Genomic DNA, 19,477 nt, shown 5'->3' on the forward strand with positions numbered 1-19,477 from the left:
GCGCAATTTTGCCAACGTTTCCTTTATAGGATTTATATTTTTTCATACGTACAACACACTTTAAACCCAGTTCTTTCATGATACGTTGCACTTTTTTATGATTCACTTTTTGCCCACGATTCGCTAGCTCGTCACGAATACGACGATAGCCATAACGCCCTTCATGTTCTTCATAAATCGCCTTAATTTCCTCTTTTAAATCGGCATCTAAATCTGGTCGATTCATACGTTTTACTAAATCATAGTACGTACTTCGTGGAATGCCAGCGAATTTTACGAGTGCTTTCACCGGATATTTATGCCTTAACTCATAGACTACTTGCGCTTTGTCCTGTTTGGTGATTTTTCCTTGTTTTGAACTAAGGCATTCAACTTTTTTAAATACTCATTTTCCATTTCTAGTTGTTTAATACGTGCTTCAAGTGCTTCGGTAGAGCCTTCAACTGGTGCTTGTTTCGATTGTTTATTGAATTCTTTTTTCATGGATGGACGCCCCTTTTTCTTTGATTGAAGGGCATCTAATCCTTGTGTTTCATATTGCTTTCTCCAAACACTAATTGTTGAAGGGGCAGGTATCTTAAAAATCGCTGCCGTTTCGTTTAAGGACGTACCATTTTCAATCATAAAATTTAGTACATCCATTTTAAACTCTAGTGTGTAATTTGTATATGGCTGAATAAAAGCTTCAACACCATTGTATTCATATTGCTTAACCCATTTAAGGATTGCTTTATTATCAGTCTCCATAGATTTAGCTATATCATAGGAACTTTCCTTTCCATTTAAGTAACGCTCAACAGCTTGTAATTTATCTTTGGCAGTATATTTTTTGACCATACAAAAACTGCACCTCCAATTGTTAGATGTGTCTAACAATTGGGGCGCAGTTCAAAATGAGAAGGTTTTGTTATTATTTATCTTTCTGAATTTCTCCATTGTAGTAATGGATACCTGTATGTCCTCCACCTTCAGCAACCATTTCGTTTGAAGCTATTTTTGTTGGGGACGTTCCAGCTTCTGTCGCTACTTCAGTCGATATACGCTCTGATATGTCTTTGTGCATCTCCATATTCGTTGTATTCAAATAAGATGCTAATTTAGATTTTGTACTATTGAGCATACTTAATGCTTTATCACGATTTTCTTTTTTACTTAAATAAGATGCTGCTACAGCTAACCCTGCAATTAAAACACCTGTTCTTTTTCCTTTTGCCATTATAAATCCCTCCCAAAAATATAGAAACTGGCTCTATATTATATCTTTTCCTTATTATTTGAGGACTAAACATAATTTTTATATACGTTACAGCATATATAAAAAGAGAGATCATCTATAATCCTTCGTCTCACCATATAAACAAAATTCATAGTAAGTCTGTATGTTCTCAGACATCGTTAATAAACCTCCTACTAAATTCTATTACAGGTATTTCTTGTTTATCACCAAAAATAAGGAATGCTATTTAAAGTACCCAATTGAAACTAAATTAAACCCCACGTTATGGTAAATATTTATGATTACAAAGGGCAGTTAAAGGGAAATAATGTATTAACACTAATAATTGGAGAGTGATTATCATGAAAGATTTGGACTCAGTATATGATTGGGTAGACATGGCTTCATTAGTAGGTGGGGCAGGCATCTTAACAGTACTAATTTATAGTATTTTACTGTAAGGAATAGCATAGATGATTTGCAAAAATCAATTATGGCTCGGCATAATCTCCGCTGTCGCACAAAAAAAACATGTATAGCTGGCGCTTTGCGCTTTTGCTACAGATAAACACAATGCGTCCGGAATCGAAAAAGGGTCCTGTACATCCGCCGCAAGCTCTAACTGCTTTATTTAACAAGCAAATTGCCTTATTTTTTATCCCGCATTAACGGGCAGTAAGTTTCACCATACAATTTTGCAAATAGATGAGATTAAACTGCCCGTTAACGCTCGATTGGCAGCGGGGATAAAAAAATCTCCACTGATTAGAGTTTCACTTTATCGTTTTACATCATTATAATCATTAGATTTTTCAAATGCAGCAACTACATACGAGCAAACAGCTTCCATTTTATAACCTTTCTCACGCGCATAAGCTGCAGCATGATCCAACAATTTTTTTGCCACACCTTGGCCACGGAGTTTATCTGATACATATGTGTGATCCATTATCATTACTTGCCCCTTTTGTTGCCATGTAATTTCCGCTAATCTTTCCCCTTCTTGCTCATAAACAAAAGCAAGCTTATTTTCTGCCAGCTGTTGTAATTGAAATTCCATTTCTCACCACTCCTTTTTATCATAGTAACATAGCTCTTTACACGTAACACTAAAAAAGCCCCCTATGAAAATAAAAGAATCTGTTACCTTTCTCTAGTAATCAAGAGAAAGTGTTACAGATTCTTTTCTGAATTAATTAAACCATGATGCAATTGTATCCTTTAAATTAGCAAAGAAATTTTTCACACTTTCCCAGAATCCTTTATCTTCCATCAGTGATCCAAATTTATCTTTAATCGTATTGCTAATATCATCTAATTGTTTAGACCATTTACCAAAATCAATGTCTAGTTTACTAATTTTATTCATCAAATCAACTAGCAATTGACGGTCCTTGTCACTTAAATTAATTTCAAGCTTGTTTAATTGCTCTTGCACAATCTTTTCAACTTCTTCTTTACTTGCTGGCTTCGATTCTGCAATTTCTTTTTTGATTTCCGTTAGTAATTCCGCAACCTTAGCATCGTCCACGCCTGCCGATTGCGTTAGAGTAGTTGCTACTGATAGTTCATCATTTGCAACATCTGTACGATCAGTATCTAGCTTTTCACCTGTTGTTACTTCGTAAGCTTTATATATTCCCACTAGCGCTGAATGGCCTGTTACTGCCTTAGGCGCAGCCACCTGTACTATTGCATCTTCAATACCTGCAGTTAGCATGGCATTGGCATACATTTCAGAAGTAACCTGTGTAATATTTGACGGTGTAACAATTTCAATAACTAAGCCTTCTCCTGCATTTTTGCGCGTAATTTTGGCAGAAGAATACATACGAGAGCTAGAATTACTATCTTTAATATATTTAGTTAAGTCTTGACCTGAAACTGTTATTTCTTCAACTTCAGGCTCTTCATTGACTTTTAATGACTTTTTAACAGACTCTTTTTCAGTCTCGGATAAGTTTGCACCGTATACGACGATTGGTGCTCCTAGTTTTTCATCAATTGCTTTAGGTGGCGTATTATCAGCTGCAAAACTTGTTGCTGGTGCCATCACGCCAAATACTAACATAGTCGCCGTTAGTATTTTTATCCACGTGTTTTTCAAATTGTGTGACCCCTTTCGTTAGATAACTCATTTGGCCTGTATAATGTTTGCCAATCAATTCTGCCTCGGCATACTTACCGCTGTCGCGCAGTAAACATTTGCCGCTGTTGCTACAGATAAACAATGCGTCCGGATTCAGCTTTATGCTTGCAAAAAGAATTTCTTTCCGATTCCGCGACATCTGCCCGAGGCTTGACCTTCTTTCAGCAGATGTTTGACCTCACACTAAAAGAAGGTAAGTAATAATTAGTACGAAAAAAAGACGAGAAGGTTTCAAAGCAGCTCTCGTCATTTTCTTTAATTTCATCTTATAACAAAAAAACAATTGTAACTGCCCGTCACATAAAACATCTATAGCTGACGCTTTGCTTTTGCTACATAATAATTGCTGAAAGAAATTAAATTTCCTCTGTCCAACCGTCCTGCTGTTTCACCTTACCAGCTTTCATAAGCGTACCTAACGCTCGTTTAAATGCACCTTTACTCATTTTAAACATTTCTTGCACTTCATCAGGTGAGGATTTATCGCCAAATGGCATTTTGCCCCCTACCTCTTGTAGATAATTTAAAATTCTTTGTGCATCATCTGACAGACGCTCATGTTTACGTGGTAAAAGTGAACCATTCATTGAACCATCATCTTTCACATCAATAATACGAACTTCTACGTCTTGTCCAAGACGAGGTTCTGCATTACGCTCTGACTCATGAACAAAAATACGGTACGGGGTCTCCACACCTAATAAAAATGAGCCCACTGGTAATAAACGATATGGACGCGCCTTAATGTTTTTATTGTGCAATTCTTCAAATGCACCTTCATATAATTCCGAAATTTTTTCTTCAGTTGCTAAACGTCCAAATAAATCACCATTGCGATCTGTGCGTAATGTCATAAATAAATGGTCGCCTGGTGCTGGCCAAAGCTCTTTTACTGCAGGTAAATCTTCAGCTTTTACTAGCACCTCGCGTGAAGTACCGATATCTACAAAAGCCCCTTCGTGCTCGACTACTTTTAGCACACGAGCCCAGCCATATTCCCCTTGTACGAAAGCCGGAATAGCTGTTGTAGCCGCTAAATCGCCACGACGATCCGCAAATAAAAATACTTCAAGGCGGTCACCTATTGCAAGTGGCTCTGTTACCTCTGAAGCATTTAAGGGTAGTTCGTCAACTCCATTTGTTAAGATCCATTTCGATGCTTGTTGTTCTAAAACAGTTAACGTAACAACTTCACCTGATTTTAATTCGTTCATATTGTCTTCCTTTCCCTCTTACCATCATTTTCACAAAAACTTTAGAAATTATGATGTGTTCTAGATGCCTCTAGTTTTTTAACGATGTCCGGATTTTCTTCCATTACTTGCACAAGATCCGCAATTCGATCGATTGAGTTCCAACTTAAATGATGTTCAATTCCTTCAACATCATCGTAAATTCGCTCTTCATCTACACCAATGATTCGCAAAAATTGCTCTAGAAGCTCATGGCGCAGTACAAGACGTTTTCCAAGCTTTTCTCCTTTAGGCGTCAATGTAAGGCCACGGTATTTTTCATAAACTAAATAACCATCTTTATCTAATTTTTGAACCATTTTTGTAACAGAAGAAGGAAGAACAGATAATGCTTCAGCAATGTCAGACACACGAGCATACCCTTTATTTGTAATTAATAAGTATATTTGTTCGATATGGTCCTCCATACTAGGTGTTGGCATATCCTTTTCCCTCTCTTTCCTTTTCTTACTCTCTAGTTTACTACAAGCTTGCCTTAAAAGTTAACTGAAAATACATATGCCAGAAAAACAATACATGCGCAACCTAAAAAGAACCAACTTCATATGTTGGCTCCCGTTTATTTGGAAAATTTGTGCAGATGAAATTAAGGTATCGTTTTAAAATAAAGTAGCTTTATGCAAAGCAAGGGGGTGATTTCCGTTCCAGGCTACTCGCTTTCCCACGGGAGTCGAGTAGCCTTCCACTCCAATCAACAATAGCTTAGCGCTATTATAAATTTCTTGCATTTCAAAAGTGAACACTTTGGCTACTCATCATTTTCGAACTGAATAAACTTATTTGTATCTGATGTTGCTACCACTTCGCTTTCACACATAAAACATTTGTTGCTGAATTTTCATTTTATCATTATAAATTAGAGTGTCATGCCAGGGGATACACGTAATTGAATGGGTTGATTGGAGTGGAGACTGGGCGACTCCTTGGGGATTAGCGTCACAGATGAGACCCTGGAGCGAGCATCGCGAGTGAAGCGGCTCATCGGACGCCCCCAGGAAGCTCTGCTCTGCGCGAAAGCGAAAGCGAAGCGTCAGCGGCAAATGTTTGAACTGTGCGAAAGCGAAGCGTCAGCGACAAAGCGCCCAGTCGGAACGGAAATCAACCCTCGCTTTGCCGAAAAACATACTCTATTGACATCTCATTGACCCAATAGTTTTTCAAAAACATGAAGAACCAACTTCATTTAGAAGTTGGCTCTTCCTTATGTCGAGGATGCTTATTTACCACATGTAATGCATGAATAATCTCTTTATTGATTCGTTCAATATTTTCAGGAGTATTCATCATTCTAAATGCTTCATCTCGGGTTTCCATAGATGTAACATACTTGCTAGGCAATGCATTTAGTGTAAGTGCCACTGTGTCAAGTTCACAGATTTCACATTTACAAAATGTTTGATATTCCGGTCCTCGTAGTAGAAAACTTACTAAACCACGTACAATTTCCTCTGTAACATTTACTAAAATAGGATCTGACATATTCAAACCTTCGCCTCATTTATATTTAATTGTTACATTATTCCTGAAACCATAATAACGTTAACGAAGCTTTTTTTCAAGAAACGCTAGTAGCATCTAGTTCAAAACATATTACTAGCTCCTTTGAATGATTTCATTTCCTGCACCCTTCCTTCAGGTTATATCTTATTCACCATTTCTTAGTTTTGATTAATCGCAATGAGTTAAACACAACTAGTAACGTAGCACCCATATCTGCAAAGATAGCAATCCATAATGTTAGCCATCCCGGGATAACGAGTAACAAAGCAACTAATTTTAGGGCTAAGGCAAATATAATGTTCTCTTTTATGATGCGTAATGTTTTCCTACTTAAGCCAATCGTATAAGGAAGCTTCGTTAAATCATCGCCCATTAATGCGATATCCGCCGTTTCTAGTGCTGCATCAGTGCCAGCACCTCCCATTGCAATACCGACATCGGCTGAGGCAAGTGCAGGTGCATCATTAACACCATCTCCTACCATCGCTACTGCACCATACTGTGCACGTAAATCTTTAATGGCCATTAATTTTTCTGCTGGTAATAAACTTGCTCTCACATCTGTCATATTTAAGGAAGTTGCAATTGCCTGTGCTGTTGGCTTTGCATCACCTGTTAGCATAACTTTATGTTTCACTTTTAAACCATTTAATTTATTCAACACTTCTTTACTTTCTTGACGTAATTGATCAGCAATACCAATCATCCCTATAAACTGATTATTACTAACAGCTGCTACAACTGTTTTCCCCTGTTGTTGAAGTTTTTCAACCTGTTCTTTTATCATTTCATCAACAGTCGTTAATGTAGCAATCCATTTTAAGCTTCCTACATAGATTATTTGACCGTCTACTGTTGCGTAGGCACCCTTTCCTGTTACGGATTGAAAGTCTGTTGGTATAAACTCTGTTAAATTTTCCTCATGCAATGCCTGTAAAATTGCTTTAGCTAATGGATGCTGTGATTGCTTTTCAACGGCCGCTACTAGCTGTAAAACATAATCCTTAGACATATTTTGCGATGTAAAAATATCCGTTACAGCAGGTTGACCTTTTGTAAGTGTTCCTGTCTTGTCAAATGCTATTGCTTCTATATGACCAAGTTGCTCTAAATGAATTCCGCCTTTAATAAGAACACCTTGTCTAGCTGCATTCCCGATTGCCGTAACAATAGCAACTGGTGTAGAAACGACTAATGCACATGGACAGCCTACAACAAGGACAGCTAATCCTTGGTAAATCCAATGTTGCCAATCACCTATAAATAAAGGAGGGATAACCGCTACAAGTAAAGCCACAATCATAATTGCAGGCGTGTAGTATTTCGCAAAGCGATCAACGAATTGCTGCGAAGGTGCTTTTTCTGCCTGAGCTTCTTCAACAAGATGAATGATTTTTGAAATTGTTGTGTCCTCTACTCGCTTTGTCACACGAACCTCTAGGGCACCTTCTTCATTTAATGTTCCTGCAAATACTTCGTCATCGACTGTTTTACTGACCGGAATAGATTCACCTGTAATCGCTGCCTGATTCACTGCTGACAATCCACTAACTACAATTCCGTCCATAGCAATCTTCTGACCAGGTTTAACGATTAAAATGTCACCAATCTCAATCTCCTCCGTTGGTAACTCCATCTCATGGAAATGTTCGCCATGTGCTCGCTTTATCGTTGCTGTTGGTGGAGCTATATCCATTAGCTGACGAATTGATTGACGCGCCTTATCCATTGAATACGCTTCAAGTGCTTCACTTACAGCGAATAAAAAGACAACTACAGCCGCTTCTTCCCATTCTCCTATAATGGCTGCACCGATTACCGCAATGGTCATCAGCGTCTTCATATCAAATTCAAAGCGCGCTAGATTGCGGAAACCTGTTTTAAAAATGCCAATTCCCCCAACTAGAATCGCGATAATAAACATCCCAATAGTGAGTGGCTCAGTTTCACTTCGCATTGCTCCAAACACATACCCAAGCACTATGAATAGCAAGGAGATTCCAGCTAATATATTTTCCGTTTTTCGATAAAAAGGTGTTGATTTTTCAATTGTTCTTACTGTTGATTGGGATACTTTTATGCCGTCGAAGGCACCTGCTTCTTCAAGCTGGTCAACGTCAATATTACCAATAACCATTATTTTAGAAGCACCAAAATTCACTTGTGCATCCTGGACTTCGGGAATAGCCTTCACGTTTTTTTCGAATTTTGCTGCACAGCTTGCACAGGATAAGTTTTGTAGCCTGTATTCTTGTTTAGTTGGTGTCGCTGTCATTTACAATCCCCTCTTTCACATGTTCGTAGGCAATCGTTACAATTTGATACACATGCTCATCAGCTAAAGAGTAGTACACTTGCTTTCCTTTACGATATGATTTCGCTAAATTATTATCTTTCAAATATCGTAAATGATGCGATGCTGTTGCTACTGAAGAGCCGATAATGGAAGCAACATCGCAAACACATAATTCATCTTTGACCGTTAAGGCATACGCAATTTTAAGTCTTGTTTCATCGGATAATGCCTTTAAAAATTTTGCTACTCTTGATAGATCTGGCATTTGCTGTTGTACCTTAATGACAGCTTCTTCATCAACATGTGTTATTTCACATACTTCTTTTGCCATTTTTCATCACCTCATTCAAATGTTTGTTTGATTGTTTTCAATATAACATAATATTCCATCATATTCAAACGAATATTTGAATGTAAATGATTTATATCACAGCTTTAAAAAATATCTTTATATACAAGCAAAAAATCTATCACTTCAATGTGAAAAATAAATAGTTTCAAACCCATTTAAAACAAAAAAAATTCCTTTCTACTCGAAAATAGAAAGGAATTTTTATTGTCATAATATAAAAACGCATTAGATTCTTATAGCCTTTCATCCTATTTGGCTTTTAATCGCAACGTTTTACCTTTAATATCTTCTTTTCTCACAAACGTTTGATGATAATCTCCATTAGCCCAATCCATTACTTGATCTTGATACCAAGCTGATTTTACATGTCCACTCTGTCCGGGACCAACAATATGATAGGCTGAACTTAAATCTCCAACATCAACAACAAAGCGCCATGATGCTCCATGATTAACATTTCCAGCTAAGTCATTATCAGCAGCCTGAACAGTAACCTTTGAACCACCAATAGGAACCTTTTTAGCATTAAAATATGCTGCAAAAATCGGTGAAGCTTTACCTAATGTATGGTCAAAGGTAAGCTGATGGAAGTTACCCCATTTCCATTTCGATACGTTTTTGCCGAAGTGATTTTCTATTTGTGCGACAGTGAGCTCTAACGCCTTGTAAACTGTTGCATCCACTCCACCCTGCTCATCAAACCATATGCTATTCTTACCGGCATAAGCTGTCCGTAAAAGCTGGTCTGTAATATTAAATTTCCCATACATTAAGTCATACATATCTTCTGGCATCTGATCCTTAAATAACACTTCCTGTAACTTTTCCATTAATGTATGGAACACTAATGGCGCCCCTGAATCCTTTGCATCTACCATGTCCCAATTCTCTAATAATTTAATAACATCTTTATATTTTTCATCCTGATCTTGTGTTTTTATTGATGTTAATAAATATGGTAAAAACTCACGAGCATATAGGTTATGCTGATCCATTTGTAATTTCATTATGTCTTCCACTGTTAAAGAGTCATTCGCCGCTAAAACTTCCTTAATCCGTTCATAACGATAAGGCTGTGCCCAGAAATCTGTTATATGATAAGGATATTCTTCCCCAATAACTTCATTATTCGCTGTTGCAATAAAGCCTTCATCTGGGTTTACTACAGTCGGAAGCTCATCCCACGGGATAAAGCCCTCCCACCCATAGTCACTAGAATCACCCGGTACCGGCAATTGCCCGTCCCCTTGTTTTCGAATCGGAATTTGACCATTCGCTTTATACGCAATTGTGCCATCCTTTGATGCAAAAACGAAATTTTGAGCTGGTGCCTTAAAATCCTCTAATGCTTTTTCAAATTCACTCCAGGATTTTGACTTATTAAAGCCTAACACTGCACGAAGTTCTGGCGTTGGTTGCAGTGCCGTCCACTGCATCGAAAACTGTGCTGTAGGCTCAGTATCTTTAAAAGCTAAACCTGTCATGATTGGGCCGTGACGTGTGACAACGACATTAAAATCTACCGTTTCTCCGTCCTTTACCTTTATCGGTTCATTACGCACCTCTGCTTGCTCCCACTTGCCATCATAGCGGAACTGTGTCAGATTATTCGGATTTGGTATTTCAATATATAAATCCTGTACATCAGGTCCAACATTTGTTACACCCCATGCAATGTTATCGTTGTGACCTAAAATAATGCCCGGGACACCCGCAAAGATTACGCCACTCACATTTTGCTCAGGAGATTGCAGATGCATTTGATACCAAATAGATGGTGTACTTAACCCTAAATGTGGATCATCTGCTAAAATTGGCGTACCGTTTTTTGTTTTCTTCCCCGATACAACCCAGTTATTACTGCCGTTAAATTCATTTGGCAACAGCTCTGTCTTAAAATGCCCTGCCACGGCTACGGGATTTTCTTTATTTGCCTTGATAATAGATGAAGCGTTTTCAGGATACTTTATAAATAATTCTTTAGCTTTTTCTTCACCAAAGTTTTGTAAAGCCCAATGACGGAACGCAAGCGTATTCCAATTACCGCCTAAGTCATAGGCCATATATTTACCAATAGTAAGAGAGTCCACAACGGACCATTCCTCCGGTTCGTAGCCTAGTAATGCAAATTCATAGCTTAATGTATTATTTTTCTTAGCCTGTGTAATAAAAGCATTGACGCCATCTGCAAACCACTCAAGTACCTGTCTACTTTCTGTATCATAGATAGATAATGATTTTTCAGCTGCCTCACGCAAGCTAAACGTTCGGAAATGTTTGTCAGTATCAATAGTTGCCTCACCGATTATTTCCGACAAACGACCACTTGCTTGTCTTCGCGCTAAATCCATTTGAAACAGTCGATCTTGCGCTTGAACATAGCCTTGTGCACGATACAAATCTGCATCTGTCTTTGCAAAAATATGAGGGATACCCTTGTCATCCCTTGTGACAGTTACATCTTCATCTAGCACGTTCAACGAAAGCTCTCCAGCAATTACTGGTTTTGATTTATTCATAAACCATGTAAATCCAATAAATGCGACAATAGCTACTACAGCTAAAAATCCCGCTATAGCCAGTAGCCACTTTTTCCACGTAAACTTTCTCATATCCCGACCCCCTTTTTGCAATATATTCTTTTGGCCGCTTTCAAATCCTTTTAAAATAACTTCTTTCAGCGGGTGTCATTAATTGCGTTGCAGTATAAAAAAATCGTATCTCCTTTTAGAAAATACGATTCTTAAAAACTAGTTATTTAGCTGTAATTCAATCGGACAATGATCACTACCCATAATATGTGAATGAATGCTAGCCTCATTTATGTTGTTCTTTAGTCTCTCAGAAACAATAAAGTAGTCAATACGCCATCCGATATTACGCTCGCGTACTTTATTCATATAAGACCACCATGTATAGTGATCCGTTGTATCTGGATACATGTAGCGGAATGAATCTACAAAACCACTTGCCAATAGCTCCGTCATTTTTTCACGTTCTTCATATGTAAAACCTGAATTACCAACATTAGACTTCGCATTTTTTAAATCAATGTCCATATGTGCAACGTTTAAATCACCGCAGTAGACTATAGGCTTCTTAGAATCTAACTCTTTTAAATATAACGCTAATCGATCCTCCCATTCTAAACGAAGAGGTAGTCTAGCTAAATCACGCTGTGAATTCGGGGTATAAACATTCACTAAGTAAAAATCTTCATACTCTAGTGTAATAATTCTCCCCTCTCCCTGCGATTCATCGTCACCAACACCATAACGTACTGCAAGTGGGGTATGTTTTGTAAAGATGGCTGTACCTGAATAACCTTTCTTCTCTGCATAATTCCAATATTGCTCATATCCCTCAAGAGGAATCTCCACTTGTTCAGCCTGACACTTTGTTTCTTGAATACAGAAAAAATCTGCATCTACATGATTGAAGAAATCTAAAAACCCTTTACCTAAGCAGGCTCTAATTCCATTAACATTCCATGATATAAACTTCATTTTCTGTTTCACTCCTCATAAAAACGCCCTCCACCATTAGCGAAGGGCGTAGTATCCTATAAGTCGTCACCAACGATTTTTACTTCTGTTTCTAAGTCGATGCCAAACTTTTCTTTCACTACTCGTTGTACCATTTGGATTGTTGCAATATAGTCAGTAGCCGTCGCATTACCTTTATTAACAATAAAGCCTGCATGCTTCGTTGATACTTCTGCATCACCTACGCCTTTTCCTTGTAAGCCACTATCTTGAATAAGCTTGCCAGCAAAGTGACCTGGTGGGCGCTTAAAAACACTTCCTGCAGATGGGTATTCTAACGGTTGCTTAGATTCTCGCTGAAACGTTAAATCAGCAATTTTTGCATCAATTTCTTCCTGTACACCTTTTGCTAATTGAAATTCGGATGATATTACATAATACCCCTTCTTGGCAATGATACTACGACGATAACTAAGTTCAAGTTCATCTTTCGATAATATTAAAATTTCGCCTTCTTTTGTTAATACTTTCGAAGAAATAATAATATCCTTAATTTCACCGCCATATGCACCTGCATTCATTGCCATAGCTCCACCAACTGAACCAGGAATACCACATGCAAATTCAAAACCTGTTAAAGATGCTGCCGCAGCCAGTTTCGATACATCCTTAATAAGCGCACCGCTTTGCGCGTAAACATGGTCGCCATTAATGCGAATCTCATCTAAAAATGAAAATGTTACAACGATCCCTCGTTGACCGCCATCACGAACGACCATATTAGATCCATTACCTAACATTAATAAAGGTATATTATTCTTATGGGCATAGCGAATAACTGTCGCTGCCTCTTCCTCTGTTTCAACGAGAACGAAAACATCCGCTTTACCGCCTAATTTTGTCATAGTATATTGTTGTAATGATTCATCTAACTTAATATTGGCCGGATTAACGCTCTGTGCTAAATCCGCTGCCCATTGTTCTTTTGTCATGAGAGCTAATTCCTTTCTAACGTCCTTCTTACTCTACACTAGTATGGATTTAGAACCCCAATTTGACAAGTAAAATGAAGGTTATTTTTTTCTCGCCTTAACGGGTAGCGAGAGTCCCAGCAGAGATGATGAATAGGATAAAGAAAATTCATAGTCATTAGTATTACATATGTCCAATGTTTATCTATCCATCAGAAATTTCGAGATTGACTTCACAATTTAAAGCCAACTAGATGCCCATGATTCGATATTACGAATTGCTCCTTCTAATGCCCAACCTTTATCCGTCAAAGAATACTCAACACGTACCGGTACCTCTGAATATACTTTTCGTTCTACAAGCCCTTCTTTTTCTAGCTCTTTTAAACGTTCGGATAATAAACGACCGCTTACAGGTAATGAAGACTCTATCTCATTGAAGCGCTGTGGTCCGTCTAATAATTGATATAAAATTAGCCCTGTCCAGCGCTTCCCAATTAAATCCATTGCTTTAGCTAAACGCGGACATAAATTTGACTCATTCATTTTTTTCACCTCTTATGTACTCTATTGTAACGATTATTTTAAAAAAAGTAAATTTAAAGTAACTTATTTACTAACAATAATTTGTTTACTTTTTTTAATTAAATTACTAAATGTAACCTATAGGCATTTTTGGATTTGATCTAGATTCAACGTTAAAGTAGGTAACTACTACCTTATCTAACTTTGTCCTTATAACTAATGATGCCATAGAAATTAGCCATGACCGTTCGATTAGAGGAGAGTAAGGGTCGTTTAATATTTGCATTGAAAATGGCAACTTACTTCTATATAGATGCGCATGATTTTATTATTATGACTCCTTCCATTGTTGTAACCCTTTGTAAAGAAAAGGTAACGTACGGTTCAGATGTTATATTAACAAAACTGTCATACGGTTTAAGGTTTCATTTTAAACATTCACAAAATGAACTTTTATCAATGTAATATTCTCTCATTTTTTCTAAAAACTCATTGAATATCCGAATTGTTTATTTTATTATTCTTGTAAGATATTGGTTTAACCGTCTTTTCTAACGATGATCTTAGTCATTCAACTATTGGCTTTTCTGTACGACATATGAGGATATCTTGATGCAGAAATAGCTTCTTCAGACATTAAACAAAGGTGCAAATATTTCATTTACACCGCTGTTGCTAATGTTTCGCCAAAAAACTTTAATCGTGATGTGCATCTTGTATCTCCCTGATTTTTTTGACGCTGACATTTATCCAAAAACTTTATTTACGTCTACATATATTGAAAAACTAGAAGATAAGAAGTTTGCTATATATGGAGATTTAACTAATCAATTATGCCTCGGCATAATTGTAGCTGTCGCTTTGCTTTCGCTACAGATAAACAATTCGTCCGGAATCGGCTTTATGCTTGATTCCTTTCTGAATTCCGTGACATCCGCCTTTATAACGACTTCAGGCACAATATTTCATAGATTGGAGGCCATTTTATGGTTGGGTTTGATGAATTCACTTTTGTACCTAGTATTATTTCAATAATGTTTTTTATCGTTTTCGGTATTATAGCATTTACTATTATTAAAAATATCTTACAATGGACGAAAAACAACAATGAACCATTATTAACAGTACCCGCTAAAGTCGTAACAAAACGTTCGAATACTAGTGGAGGTTCTGGTAACTCTAGTGCCTATACATCGTACTATGTAACGTTCGAAGTACAAAGTGGCGATCGTCTAGAATTAAAAATGAATGGTCGTGATTATGGACAGCTTGCAGAAGATGATTTTGGCTTATTATCATTTCAAGGAACACGTTATCATGCATTTGAGCGACAAAAAAAGGAGAGTAGCGTTTAACAACGCACTCTCCTTTTAACATTTCATTATTACTTAATTAAATATTTACCAAAGCCGCCTTCTGTATCTCCTAAATATTCGATATTACTACCTGCAGGAATGGCTTTTTGTGCATCCTTAGCAGAGTTGTAAATTATTTTTGTATTGGCTGGGAATGGTACAAATGACCAGTTGTTATCCGCAGCAGGATTAATTGTTTTATTTTCCATAACGTAATCAATGACAGCTTGACGGTTTTCATAAGCATAGTTTGTTATGTTAGAGCCATCTGTATTTTTAAATGTGGTACCATAAGAACCACCCACGCGGTAATTGTTCGTAATGATGATAAATTCTTGATTTAAATCGATTGGTTTACCGTTGTATTGTACATTTTTAATACGATTTGCTTTTTTATCTACCAGAATACCTCGACTATCATATTTCGCCGGAGATGTTATATCGATTTGATAGGTTAAACCATCTAATACGTCAAAATTGTAAGAACGTGCTTCTGGGTCAATAATATTTTGCTCTTCCGTTTTATTTGGATCAATTGTTGCAAAAATACCAGCAGCCATTTCTAACCATTCAATTGCTTGTGCACCTGTTACTTTAATCGTTGCAACAGTATTATCGTAATAATAGATGTCTGCCATATTTTTAATCGCAAGCGGACCTACAGGAATGTTTGTGTAATCTGTAGGGTTATTACGAGAGCCTGCCTTGAAAGGGGCACCAGCAGAAAGTATTGGTGTGTTTTCATCAACAGTACCTTTTAACTCTTTTTCAATAAACCATTTTTGAGCTTGTGTCACAATTTGAATAGAAGGATCATCTTGAACCATCGAGAAGTAGCTTTGGATTGGTGCAGTTGTCTCACCAACAGGCTGACGTATATACTTCAACGTACCTTCATGCGCTTCTTTAATTACATTTAAAACTGTTTTAGATGGTTGTAAGCCTTCTTGTTTAATAGAACGGATAGAGCCTTGCCCATTCACTACACCCCATTTAGAGCCTTGTTGTTCTAGTTTTAAATCAATGACTCCAAGATAGCTACCATAGCTTCCTGCCATTACAGTAGGTACTCCGTTAATTGTCCCTTTTTCTTGATCAACATTTTTAAGATTTTTATAGTCACCTGGGAATGTTAAATGAGAGTGACCTGTAATTAAAGCGTCTACCCCTTCAATCTCAGAAATTTGGTATCCTACGTTCTCGTTACCTTTTACGTAAGTATCCTCACCAATACCTGAGTGTGAAAGTACCACAATTACGTCTGCACCTGCTTTTTGCATTGCTGGTACAACCTCTTTCACCGCTTCAACTGGTTCTTGCATTTCAACTTTGCCTGCTAAATGAATAGCATCCCATTCAACAATTTTAGTAGGTACGATACCTGTAACGCCAACTTTAAGTGTGTGCTTTTTACCTTTATTGTCGACAACCTCTTTATCAAGAATTACATAAGGTGTATACATACGCTCTTTTGTTTTAGCGTCGTAGGTGTTTGCATTTACGACTGGATATTTTGCATCATTTAATACTTCATCTAAAAACTCTAAACCATAGTTGAACTCATGGTTCCCTAAAGTTCCACCATCATATTTCAGTGCATTTAGTGCTGCAATCGCTGGATGAACTTCACCTGGCTTTAAAACGCTCTCCAACGCTTTATAAGATCCTAGTGGCGTTCCTTGAATTAAATCGCCATTATCAAATAATAATGTGTTTGGATTCTCAGCACGGGCTTGTTCAATTAATGTTGCTGTGTTTGCTAAACCTATATCAGCTGATTCAGTATCTAAGAAATAATTATAATTTGCAAGGTTTGTATGAATATCTGTTGTTCCTAAAATTTGAAGATCTACTTTAGTTGTAGGTAATTTGTATTCGGCTACAAAGCGTTCAATAATACTTTGCATTTGCTCAGTTGTTACATAATCATCAGGACGAATTGTGTTATCTTCAAAGCCTTGTAATATGTTTGCAGCAACGGCATTTGCTATATCTTGCTTATGTGTTGTTGCAACTTGATCTGCATCTTTAAACTGATCTAATACAGGAAGCGGAGCGTTTTCATTGACTAATCCACGAGCAGAAATAACAAATGCTTGTTGACGTGTCAATTTATCATTTGGACCAAACAATGTCGCAGTTTTACCTTTAATAAGCTTCAATTCTACTGCTTTTTCTACATACGGGGCTAAATCCTTAGAGACGTCAGTAAAGGCAATTTTGGAACCATCACCTAGCTCTACATTTAAGCTTTCTACTAATTCTTTCACATAATCCCCGCGTGTTACATCGTTTGATGCAGCATTTGCGGATAGTCCAAATGGTAAGACCGTGAATAGAACAAGTAACATAGCCAAGAATTTAGTAATTAATTTCTTATTCATGAAAAACCCTCCTTAAAACTCTAATATTTTCCTACGATTCCTATTATATTATACTAATTACTTTATTAACTGAACGAATAGTCCTAATTGTATGTATTTTTAACCAAATAACAAAACACTTTACTCAAAAACGATAGATTAATATCATTTCATTTTTATTTCACACAATGTGATGTTATTAAATGTAAATCTACAATAAGCGCATACTATCAATATTTTAGACCTCTTCATCATTACCATACCTCTAAGAAAGCAATAAAAAAAGTCCTCTCAATTTAGAGAGAACTTTTATTAAAAATTACTTTATTATGCATTTACAGTTTGTAAAGATTGAGCTACTTTTTTAACCGCTTCTAGGCCATTTGCAATAATTTCTTGTGCTTTATCTTGTGACGCGTTATGACCTTCAATGATAACCTCTTCGATAATTTCCATACCGAACATGCCAACAACATTTTTAATGTAGTTAACTGACATTTCCATTGGTTGTGCTTCAGGTGCAGAATAGTAACCACCACGAGCATTTAAAATAACTACTTTTTTGTCAGTCATTAAGCCTTCTAATTGACCGTTTTCATTATATTTAAATGTATAACCAGCTTGGAATACATAGTCAATGAAAGTTTGTAATTTCGCTGGGATTGTTAAGTTCCAAAGTGGGAAAGCAAATACAACAACATCAGCTGCAGTTAAAGCATCCATAGCTTTTTGTTTTGCTGCTAAAAGACGTGATTCAATGTCAGTTAACGCTTCACCGCTTTGAACTTTACCAAAAGCATTGAAAAGATCTTGACCGAAATAAGGCATATCTTCTGCAAATACGTCAAAAGTCGTTACATTTACACCTTCTACATTTTCCATAAATGTGTCAAACATTTTTGTTGAAATACCATCTGGTCGGTTGTTAGCTTTTACTACTAATACATTCATTATATAAATTCTCCCTTAAAACCAAAGTTTAATATCTCGAATTCAAGATATATAAGTATATTAAAAAAATTTACGAAAAAAGTCAACGTTAGTAAACTCAGACTTTTGACCGAAATATAGTTGATTCAATATTTACACCATAACGTAAAGTTGATTTCCATTCCAACTGGGCGCTTTGTGCTATCGCTTCGCTTTCGCACAGAAAAAAACATTTGTTGTTACCTTTCTCCATCAGAATTAAAACTTACAACTATCATCGGTACATACTCCCCCATCTTCTGAGCCTGCCATCTTTAATCCTGGTAGTAAGCCCTCTTCCTCAGCAACTTTACGTAAAGTTTCTTCAAATACTTCTTGAGGTTGTGCCCCAGAAATACCATACTTACGATTTAACACAAAGAACGGTACCCCCCTTACGCCAAGCTGTAGCCCTTCTTGTATATCAGTCTCTACGTCTATTTCAAAATCATCGTTAGATAGAACCTTTGCAACTTCTTCACGGTTCAGACCTACTTGCTCAGCAATATCGATTAATACATCATCCTGACCAATACGCTTTTCTTCAATAAAATAACTGTATAATAGTGCTTCGACAAGTGCTGTAATATCGCCTTGTTGTTGTGCCCATTTTACTAGACGATGCGCTTTTAATGTATTTTCCTCCATTGAATTATCAAAGTTAAAATCTAGACCAACTTCTTTAGCGCGAGCAGCAACACCTTGCGTCATTTCCTTCGCTTTTTCTAGCGACATTCCATACTTTTTCGCCAATGCTTCATACGTAGACACATTCGTATCCACGGGTGTTGTTGAGTCAAGTTGATAGCTTTTATAAACGAGCTCTACCTGCCCTGCAAAACCCGTATCCTGAATCGCCTGCTCTAGTTGCTTTTTACCAATATAACAAAATGGACATACATAATCTGACCAGATTTCAATTTTCATAAGTAGTCACGCTCCTTTTGCTACATTGTAGCGATAGTAAATACAGCAAGGCAATTTTTAAGCTTGATTGCATAAATTTTCAAATCAATCTACATACTGTACGTAAAAACAATGTG

16 protein-coding genes and 1 pseudogene are annotated in these 19,477 nt (G+C 36.9%); 1 reads left to right on the forward strand and 16 read right to left on the reverse strand.

Features of this window, described 5'->3' with window-relative positions; translation table 11 throughout:
• The 13 genes and pseudogenes from ACIQZA_RS09300 to ACIQZA_RS09360 all read right to left on the reverse strand — a co-directional run.
• Nucleotides 1-837, reverse strand: a pseudogene (locus ACIQZA_RS09300) (IS3 family transposase); the annotation flags it as partial.
• Nucleotides 838-910: 73 nt separating this feature from the next.
• Nucleotides 911-1,216 carry a hypothetical protein gene (locus ACIQZA_RS09305; RefSeq protein WP_142508515.1) on the reverse strand — a complete coding sequence of 102 codons (306 nt, stop codon included), beginning with the start codon at nt 1,214-1,216 and terminating at the stop codon, nt 911-913.
• A 778-nt stretch (nt 1,217-1,994) separates the two neighbouring features.
• The gene (locus ACIQZA_RS09310; RefSeq protein ID WP_142508516.1) at nt 1,995-2,276 is read right to left on the reverse strand and encodes a GNAT family N-acetyltransferase; all 282 of its coding nucleotides are present in this window, start codon (nt 2,274-2,276) and stop codon (nt 1,995-1,997) included.
• Between the two features lie 132 nt (nt 2,277-2,408).
• The gene (locus ACIQZA_RS09315) at nt 2,409-3,323 is read right to left on the reverse strand and encodes a DUF1002 domain-containing protein (RefSeq protein WP_142508517.1); all 915 of its coding nucleotides are present in this window, start codon (nt 3,321-3,323) and stop codon (nt 2,409-2,411) included.
• A gap of 398 nt (nt 3,324-3,721) precedes the next feature.
• Nucleotides 3,722-4,579 carry a CvfB family protein gene (locus ACIQZA_RS09320; protein ID WP_142508518.1) on the reverse strand — a complete coding sequence of 286 codons (858 nt, stop codon included), beginning with the start codon at nt 4,577-4,579 and terminating at the stop codon, nt 3,722-3,724.
• A gap of 41 nt (nt 4,580-4,620) precedes the next feature.
• Nucleotides 4,621-5,040 (reverse strand): transcriptional regulator MntR, encoded by a 420-nt coding sequence (mntR, locus tag ACIQZA_RS09325; protein ID WP_132361580.1) that lies wholly within the window; start codon nt 5,038-5,040, stop codon nt 4,621-4,623.
• 757 nt (nt 5,041-5,797) lie between these two features.
• Nucleotides 5,798-6,097 carry a late competence development ComFB family protein gene (locus ACIQZA_RS09330; RefSeq protein WP_366151264.1) on the reverse strand — a complete coding sequence of 100 codons (300 nt, stop codon included), beginning with the start codon at nt 6,095-6,097 and terminating at the stop codon, nt 5,798-5,800.
• A gap of 169 nt (nt 6,098-6,266) precedes the next feature.
• A complete protein-coding gene (locus ACIQZA_RS09335) occupies nt 6,267-8,393 on the reverse strand; it encodes a heavy metal translocating P-type ATPase (RefSeq protein WP_400941442.1) in 2,127 nt (708 codons plus the stop codon).
• The gene (locus ACIQZA_RS09340) at nt 8,374-8,745 is read right to left on the reverse strand and encodes an ArsR/SmtB family transcription factor (RefSeq protein WP_400941445.1); all 372 of its coding nucleotides are present in this window, start codon (nt 8,743-8,745) and stop codon (nt 8,374-8,376) included. Before ACIQZA_RS09340 ends, ACIQZA_RS09335 begins: the two co-directional genes overlap by 20 nt.
• Before the next feature lie 269 nt (nt 8,746-9,014).
• The gene (locus ACIQZA_RS09345) at nt 9,015-11,378 is read right to left on the reverse strand and encodes a penicillin acylase family protein (RefSeq protein WP_402881435.1); all 2,364 of its coding nucleotides are present in this window, start codon (nt 11,376-11,378) and stop codon (nt 9,015-9,017) included.
• 138 nt (nt 11,379-11,516) lie between these two features.
• The gene (locus ACIQZA_RS09350; protein ID WP_400941449.1) at nt 11,517-12,272 is read right to left on the reverse strand and encodes an exodeoxyribonuclease III; all 756 of its coding nucleotides are present in this window, start codon (nt 12,270-12,272) and stop codon (nt 11,517-11,519) included.
• A gap of 56 nt (nt 12,273-12,328) precedes the next feature.
• The gene (murB, locus tag ACIQZA_RS09355) at nt 12,329-13,243 is read right to left on the reverse strand and encodes a UDP-N-acetylmuramate dehydrogenase (protein ID WP_400941452.1); all 915 of its coding nucleotides are present in this window, start codon (nt 13,241-13,243) and stop codon (nt 12,329-12,331) included.
• A 219-nt stretch (nt 13,244-13,462) separates the two neighbouring features.
• Nucleotides 13,463-13,768: a winged helix-turn-helix transcriptional regulator gene (locus ACIQZA_RS09360; RefSeq protein WP_142508525.1), complete on the reverse strand. Its 306-nt coding sequence runs from the start codon at nt 13,766-13,768 to the stop codon at nt 13,463-13,465.
• Nucleotides 13,769-14,733: 965 nt separating this feature from the next.
• On the opposite strand from ACIQZA_RS09360, the gene ACIQZA_RS09365 reads away from it, so the two are divergent.
• Entirely contained in the window at nt 14,734-15,102 is a 369-nt protein-coding gene (locus tag ACIQZA_RS09365) for a DUF2500 domain-containing protein (protein ID WP_400941455.1), read from the forward strand.
• Nucleotides 15,103-15,131: 29 nt separating this feature from the next.
• Here the strand turns inward: ACIQZA_RS09365 and ACIQZA_RS09370 are convergent, their stop codons facing one another.
• The 3 genes from ACIQZA_RS09370 to ACIQZA_RS09380 all read right to left on the reverse strand — a co-directional run bounded on the left by ACIQZA_RS09370 (nt 15,132) and on the right by ACIQZA_RS09380 (nt 19,361).
• On the reverse strand, nt 15,132-17,486 hold the full coding sequence (locus tag ACIQZA_RS09370; protein WP_402881434.1) for a bifunctional 2',3'-cyclic-nucleotide 2'-phosphodiesterase/3'-nucleotidase: 2,355 nt from the start codon (nt 17,484-17,486) through the stop codon (nt 15,132-15,134).
• Between the two features lie 306 nt (nt 17,487-17,792).
• The gene (locus ACIQZA_RS09375) at nt 17,793-18,416 is read right to left on the reverse strand and encodes an FMN-dependent NADH-azoreductase (RefSeq protein ID WP_400941460.1); all 624 of its coding nucleotides are present in this window, start codon (nt 18,414-18,416) and stop codon (nt 17,793-17,795) included.
• Nucleotides 18,417-18,653: 237 nt separating this feature from the next.
• Nucleotides 18,654-19,361, reverse strand: coding sequence for a DsbA family oxidoreductase (locus ACIQZA_RS09380; RefSeq protein WP_400941462.1), 708 nt, complete (start codon nt 19,359-19,361; stop codon nt 18,654-18,656).
• Nucleotides 19,362-19,477: the final 116 nt, after the last annotated feature.

This window comes from Lysinibacillus sp. NPDC096382 (genome assembly GCF_044762845.1).
In the GTDB taxonomy this organism is placed as follows: domain Bacteria; phylum Bacillota; class Bacilli; order Bacillales_A; family Planococcaceae; genus Lysinibacillus.